Below are 6,630 nucleotides of genomic sequence, written 5' to 3' on the forward strand. Positions count from 1 at the left end.
CAGGGGGCGGCGGGCATCCCTGGCCTCGGTCGCCAGCCGCAGCGCGTCGTCGGGCGAGTCGGCGCGTACATCGAGATAGCGGTGCTCGATACGGCGCTCGATCGCGCGCGGATCGCAGTCGACGCAGATCACCACGCCGTCGTTCATGGTGACGGCGAGCGGCTGCGCGCCGCCCATGCCGCCGAGTCCGGCGGTGAGGGTGATGGTCCCGGCGAGGGTGCCGCCGAACCGCTTGGCCGCGACGGCGGCGAACGTCTCGTACGTCCCCTGGAGGATGCCCTGGGTGCCGATGTAGATCCAGGAGCCGGCCGTCATCTGGCCGTACATGGTGAGTCCGAGGGCTTCGAGCCGCCGGAACTCCTCCCAGTTCGCCCAGTCGCCCACCAGATTGGAGTTGGCGATCAGGACGCGCGGCGCCCACTCGTGCGTCTGCATCACCCCGACCGGGCGGCCGGACTGGACGAGCATGGTCTCGTCCTGCCTGAGCGTCCTGAGGGTGCGCACCATCGCGTCGAAGGAGCGCCAGTCGCGGGCCGCCTTGCCGGTGCCGCCGTAGACGACGAGCTTGTCCGGGTGTTCGGCGACCTCCGGGTCCAGATTGTTCTGGAGCATCCGGAGGGCGGCCTCCTGCTGCCATCCCAGGGCGCTCAGTTCCGTACCGCGCGGTGCCCGTACGGGGCGGGGTCCTGACATGGCGATGCCTCCTCGCGACTGCGTCCGGCCATGACCGGGCCTGTCGAGCTGTCCGTCATGCTGAGTTGTCCGGCCTGTTGAGCTGTCCGTTGTGCTGAGCTGTCCGTCATGTCGAGTCACCGGTCATGTTGAGTTATCCATTCACATCCTGGCCGTATGAATACTTCTAGTCAACAGGTGCGGTGGCCGTGCCCCGGATGATTGGCTGGCGCATATGACCGCCGATCGCCGGAACCACGCCGTACGAGCCGCTGTCGAGCAGGGGCTTCTCACCGAGGACCAGCCCGTCGCCGCCCTCCTGGACGTGGCCGGAATCCGCGCCTCCGCCGGGGCCCTGCGCGAGGCGTTCGCCGCCGTCACCGACGCCCCCGTGCTGCATGCCTTCGCGGTGAAGGCCGCGCCCCTGGTGCCCGTCCTGGCGCTGCTGGACGCCGAGGGCATCGGCGCGGAGGTCGCCAGCCCCGGCGAGCTGGCCCTGGCGCGCGCGGCCGGGGTGCCTTCCGGGCGTACCGTCCTCGACTCCCCGGCCAAGACGCCCGCCGAACTGCGCGAGGCCCTCGCCCTGGGGATCGCGGTCAACGCGGACAACCCTCAGGAACTGGCCCGCCTCGACGCCCTCGTACCTGCCGGGACGGCGTCACCCCTCGGTCTGCGGATCAACCCCCAGATCGGCGGGGGTTCGATCGACGCGCTCTCCACGGCCACCGCCACCTCCAAGTTCGGGGTCGCGCTGCGCGACGAGGGCGCGCGGGACGCGGTCGTACGGATGTGTCTCGACCGGCCCTGGCTGACCCGGCTGCACACCCACACCGGCTCCCAGGGCATACCGCCCGCGCGGATGGCCGAGGGCGCCCGGGAGGTGTACACCCTCGCCGAGGAGATCAACGCGGCGGCCGGGCGGCGGCAGATCGACACCATCGACATCGGCGGCGGCCTCCCGGTGAACTTCTCGTCCGACGAGCACCGGCCGGCCTTCGCCGACTACGCCCGGCTGCTGAAGGAGCGGGTCCCGGGGCTGCTGGACGGGCGGTACGGCCTCGTCACCGAGTTCGGGCGGTCCCTGCTCGCCAAGCACGGGCTGATCCTCGCCCGCGTCGAGTACGCGAAGGTCACCGGCTCCCGCCCCATCGCGGTCACCCACGCGGGCGTCCAGGTCGCCACCCGTACGGTCTACGACCCGGCCTCCTGGCCGCTGCGCATCCTCGCCTACGACGCGCGGGGCCTGCCCAGGACTGGCCACCATGTCGTCCAGGACATCGCCGGACCGGCCTGTTTCGCGGGCGACCTGCTGGCGGAGGGGCGGGCGCTGCCGCTGCTGGAGCAGGGCGATGTGATCGCCGCGCTGGACACCGGCGCGTACTATTTCTCCAGCCACTACGGCTACAACAGCCTGCCCCGGCCCGGCGTCCACGGCTTCACCGCCGACCGGGACGGGAAGGTCCGCTTCTCCCTCGTACGCGCTCCCCAGACCCTGGCCGAGATCGTCGCCGAGTCGGGCGGCGGGCGGGCGGACGCCCTGCTGTAGCCCCTCCGGGGCGGGTCGGGGGGCGGGGTCCCGGGAGCGCGTCCAGGCGCGGAGGGCCCGGGAGCGGGTCCAGGCGCGGAGGGCCGGGGAAACGCGTCCAGGCGCGGAGGGCCCGGAACAAGGTCCGGGAGCAGGACCGGGAGCAGGTCCAGGCACGGGGCCCGGGACGGACACCGCGTGCCGGAAGCAGGTCCAGGCACGAGGGTCCGGCGCGGACACCGCGCGCGGTACGGACCCGGCGCGGACACCGCGCGCGGTACGGACCCGGCGCGGACACCGCGCGCGGTACGGACCCGGCGCGGGCGGCGCACGCCCCACGGCCCCGGCGCGCACGGCCCGCGCGGAACGGGCCCGGTGCGGACGGCTCGGAGGAGAAACGCGGTGTGGCGCGCATCACTTCCGCCGCGCCGGGAAGATCTCCTCCCTGACGGCACCCGCCCCCATCGGAGGAGGTCCCTTGACCACCGCATCCGGTACGCCGCAGGCTCCCGAGGCGCCCGACGCCGAGGGGCCGCTCAAACGGGCCATCGGGCCCAAGCTGCTGATTCTGTTCGTGATCGGGGACATCCTCGGCACCGGGATCTACGCCACGACCGGCAAGGTCGCGGGCAAGGTCGGCGGCGCCCTGTGGCTGCCGTTCGTGATCGGGTTCGCCGTCGCGCTCCTCACGGCCGCGTCGTATGTCGAACTGGTCGGCAAGTACCCCAAGGCGGCCGGTGCCGCGCTCTACACCCAGAAGGCGTTCAAGGTCCCGTTCCTGACGTTCATCATCGCGTTCATGGTGATGTGCTCCGGGCTGTCGTCCGCGAGCGCCGCGGCCCGCGCGTTCAGCGGGGACTACTTCCAGGAGTTCACCGACGCGATCCCGGCGACCCTGCTGGCGATCCTGTTCATCCTCGTCCTCGCCGCGCTCAATCTGCGCGGGGTCTCGGAGTCGGTGAAGACCAATGTGGTGCTGACGATCGTGGAGCTGACGGGGCTGGCGATCGTGCTCGCGGTCGGCGCGTGGGCGGTGCTCTCCGGGGACGGCGAGCCGTCCCGGCTGACCGAGTTCGAGGCGGGCGGCGGATACGCGCTGTTCACCAGCGTGCTGGGGGCGACCGCGCTGGGCTTCTTCGCGTTCGTGGGGTTCGAGGACTCGGTCAACATGGCCGAGGAGACGAAGGACCCGGTCCGCACCTTCCCCCGGGCGATCTTCCTCGGTGTCGGCGTCACCGGCACCATCTACGTCCTGGTCGCCCTGGCGTCGTCACTGCTGGTCGACCACCGCACCCTGGAGAGTTCCAGCGGCCCGCTGCTGGAGGTGGTCAAGGCGGGTGGCATCGACTTCCCGCCCAAGCTCTTTGCCCTGATCGCACTGTTCGCACTCACGAACACGGCACTGATCAACATCATGATGGCCTCCCGACTCTGCTACGGCATGGCCAATGAGCGCATTCTGCCGCGCGCGATGGCCCGGGTGCTGCCCGGCCGCTGCACACCGGTCGTGGGGATCCTCTTCGTCTCGCTGCTCGCGGTGGGTCTGGTCTCCACGGGCGAGATCGAAGGGCTCGGCGACACCACCGCCTTCCTGCTGCTCTGTGTGTTCGCAACGGTGAACATCGCGGTCCTGGTGCTGCGCCGGGACCCAGTGGCCCACCGGCACTTCCGTACGCCCACGGCCCTGCCGGTCCTCGGCGCGATCACGGCGGTGGTCCTGGCGAGCCCGCTGGCCGACCGGGAGGCGGAGGTCTATGTCCGGGCGGGTGTGCTGCTGGCGATCGGGGTCGGGCTGTGGGGCGTCAACAAGGTGGTGCTCAAGGCGCGCGGGGAGGACGGAGCGACTCGTCGCGGGCAGGACGGAGGTACTCCGCACGGGCCGGACGGGGGGACCCGCGAGAACGCTTCCTGAGCCACCCATTTACGATGCGTGGTGCGCGCACCTTATCGGGGCGCGGAGCTTTCCACTGAAGATCTCCGGAAGTTTCACTTTTTTCAGCCACGTTGCGTAACCTCTCCGTCACAGCCGCCGCACACCTGTGCGCGGAACACCAGAACGGAGATCGGAGTCGGCGTGCCCGGAATCGACGAGTGTCTGCTGGAGGCCATGCTGGTGCCGGGCGCCCGCGGGGCCTCGATCGTGGACTCGGTCAGCGGGCTCGCGCTCGGCACCGTCGGGGAGGCGTCGGGCGAGGACCACGAGGCCACCGCCGCCGAGACCGCCGAACTCGCCCGGGTCGCCGCCGAGTACGCCGCCTTCGCGTCGCCCGGCGGGTCGGCGGAGCCCCTGGACGACGGGCTGGCGGAACCCCGGGACGACGGGCCGGCGGTGGGTGGCCGGTCGCGCGACGCACCGCCCGTGGAGGATCTCATCGTCACCACCGGCACCTGCTACCACCTGGTGCGCTTTGTGGACGCGGCCTTCAACAGCACCGTCAGCACCGTGTTCCTGCATCTGTGGCTCGATCGCGACCTCGGCAATCTGGCGCTGGCCCGGCTGCGGATGCGGAGCCTCGCCGAGCGGCTGGTGCTCGGATGACGCCCGTCATAGCGCCCGACATATCGCCCGTCGTGTCCCCCGGGACTCCCGGGACTCCCGGGACCCCGGCGGCGGCGCCACCGGTCGCCCCGATGCTCCTGCGGCTCGCGGACGAGCGGGCCACCGGCGTACTGCTGCGCGACCACGGCGCCCTCTTCCTGGCGGACGGTCAGGTCGTACACGCCGAGGCCCCCGCGGCACCGGGACTCGACGTCCTGCTGACCGCGAGCGGCCGGCTGCGGCCGGACCGCTGGGAGGAGGCGGTCACGGCGGCCGGAGCACGCCACGAGGTCGCCCGCCATCTGGTGGACAGCGGCCAGGTGAGCGGCGGGGAGATGGAACTCTGCCATCTCGCGGCGCTGTTCGACGCCGCGTACTTCGCCCTCGCGCCGGCGGGCGGGCCGACCCGGTTCCGGTACGGGGTCGCCCACTGGCTCGGCCGGGTGCGGCCGGTGCCGACCCGGACCGTGGAACGGGAGGTGCTGCGGCGCGGCCGGCTGCTGGACTCCCTGTGGCCGCACGCCTCGGTGGACACGGCCCCGGTGGTACGGCTGTCGCCGCTCCCGAGGCGGGCCCTCGGCCCGGGACGCCGGGCGCTGCTGGAACTGGCCGACGGGGTACGGACCCCGGCCGCCATCGCCCGGGAACTGGGCCATCCCGCCTTCAACACCCTCGCCGAGGTCCGGCGGCTGGCCGCCGAGGGGATCGTCGCGACGCCCGCCCCTGACCCGCTCCCCCTCTCCGCACCGGACCCGCTCCCCCTCCCGCCACCGGGCGGGACGGCCCGCCCGGTGCCGCACCCCCCGCCCACCCGCCACATCCCGCACATCCCGTACACCCCCGACACCGCAGACACCGCGCTGCTCCGCCGGATCCGCGACGCACTGGAGGCAGTCCTGTGATCCCCCGCTCCGCCCCCTCGGCCCAGCGGACCCACCCGATTCCGCCCGGGCCGCCGCCGGCCCGTCGCCGCACGTCATGAGGCGCGCGCTGCGGCTGCGCGCCGAGAGGAGACAGCTCATGACGGCCGAGGCCGATGTGCTCGCCGAGTTGAAACGGCTGCGGGTGCGCATACCGCAGCTCACGGGCGCTCTCGCCGCCAGTACGGACGGTCTGGTGCTGGCGGCGGACACCGCCGAGCCGGAGGGTGTGGCCGCGCTGACCGCCGCCGCGCTCGGCGTCGCCGTACGGCTGACCGACGCCACCGGCCAGGGCGCCTTCCGCGAGCTGCTGGTCCGGGGCGAGCGGGGCTATGTCGCCAGCTACGCGGCGGGCGCCTCCGCCGTACTGACCCTCCTCGCGGAGCCCCGTACCAATGTCGGACGGCTCCACCTGGAGGCCCGCCGATCCGGCGCCCGGATCGGCGAACTCCTCGACGGCGCCCTCGAACGGCCCGAGGGCGCCTGACCCATGACCCCCACAGCACCACGGACGAACAGAAGACGAAAGGGAACGACACATCTCATGGCCAGCACCGAAAACGCCCTCAAACAAGCCACCACCGTCATCGAGGGAGCCCTCGGCGCCGCGCTCGTCGACTACACCAGCGGCATGGCACTCGGCACCGTGGGCGGCGGCAAGGACCTGGACCTCGCGGTCGCCGCGGCGGGCAACACCGACGTGGTACGCGCCAAGGTCCGCACCATGGAGCAGCTCGGTCTCAAGGACTCCATCGAGGACATCCTGATCACCCTCGGCACCCAGTACCACCTGATCCGCCTGCTCAGGGGCCGGGGCACCGACGGCCTCTTCCTGTATCTCGCACTCGACAAGGACCGGTCGAACCTCGCGATGGCCCGCCACCAGCTCAAGAAGATCGAGTCCGAACTGGAGGTCTGAGCGCACCGGCCCCCGGGCCACCCGGGATGGGCGCCCGGTCCGGGTGCCGCCAGGC

General features: G+C 72.4%; 6 protein-coding genes and 1 pseudogene. 6 read left to right on the plus strand and 1 reads right to left on the minus strand.

The annotated features are described in order from the left end of the window. A pseudogene (locus ACWF94_RS29240) lies at positions 1-693 on the minus strand (urocanate hydratase); the annotation flags it as partial. 214 nt (positions 694-907) lie between these two features. Here ACWF94_RS29240 and ACWF94_RS29245 point away from each other — a divergent pair. From ACWF94_RS29245 to ACWF94_RS29270, 6 genes are all read left to right on the plus strand, one after another. Beyond that, positions 908-2,218, plus strand: coding sequence for a diaminopimelate decarboxylase (locus ACWF94_RS29245; protein ID WP_453494950.1), 1,311 nt, complete (start codon positions 908-910; stop codon positions 2,216-2,218). A gap of 457 nt (positions 2,219-2,675) precedes the next feature. Next, positions 2,676-4,109 (plus strand): APC family permease, encoded by a 1,434-nt coding sequence (locus ACWF94_RS29250; protein ID WP_453494953.1) that lies wholly within the window; start codon positions 2,676-2,678, stop codon positions 4,107-4,109. A gap of 162 nt (positions 4,110-4,271) precedes the next feature. Continuing rightward, positions 4,272-4,736, plus strand: coding sequence for a hypothetical protein (locus ACWF94_RS29255; protein WP_453494957.1), 465 nt, complete (start codon positions 4,272-4,274; stop codon positions 4,734-4,736). A 92-nt stretch (positions 4,737-4,828) separates the two neighbouring features. Then, a complete protein-coding gene (locus ACWF94_RS29260; protein ID WP_453494966.1) occupies positions 4,829-5,638 on the plus strand; it encodes a transcriptional regulator in 810 nt (269 codons plus the stop codon). A gap of 76 nt (positions 5,639-5,714) precedes the next feature. Further along, positions 5,715-6,143 (plus strand): roadblock/LC7 domain-containing protein, encoded by a 429-nt coding sequence (locus tag ACWF94_RS29265; protein ID WP_453494960.1) that lies wholly within the window; start codon positions 5,715-5,717, stop codon positions 6,141-6,143. Between the two features lie 57 nt (positions 6,144-6,200). Next, positions 6,201-6,575, plus strand: a complete 375-nt coding sequence (locus ACWF94_RS29270; RefSeq protein WP_453494963.1) for a hypothetical protein — start codon at positions 6,201-6,203, stop codon at positions 6,573-6,575. The last annotated feature ends 55 nt before the right edge of the window (positions 6,576-6,630 follow it).

The sequence above is a fragment of the Streptomyces sp. NPDC055078 genome, assembly GCF_053607985.1.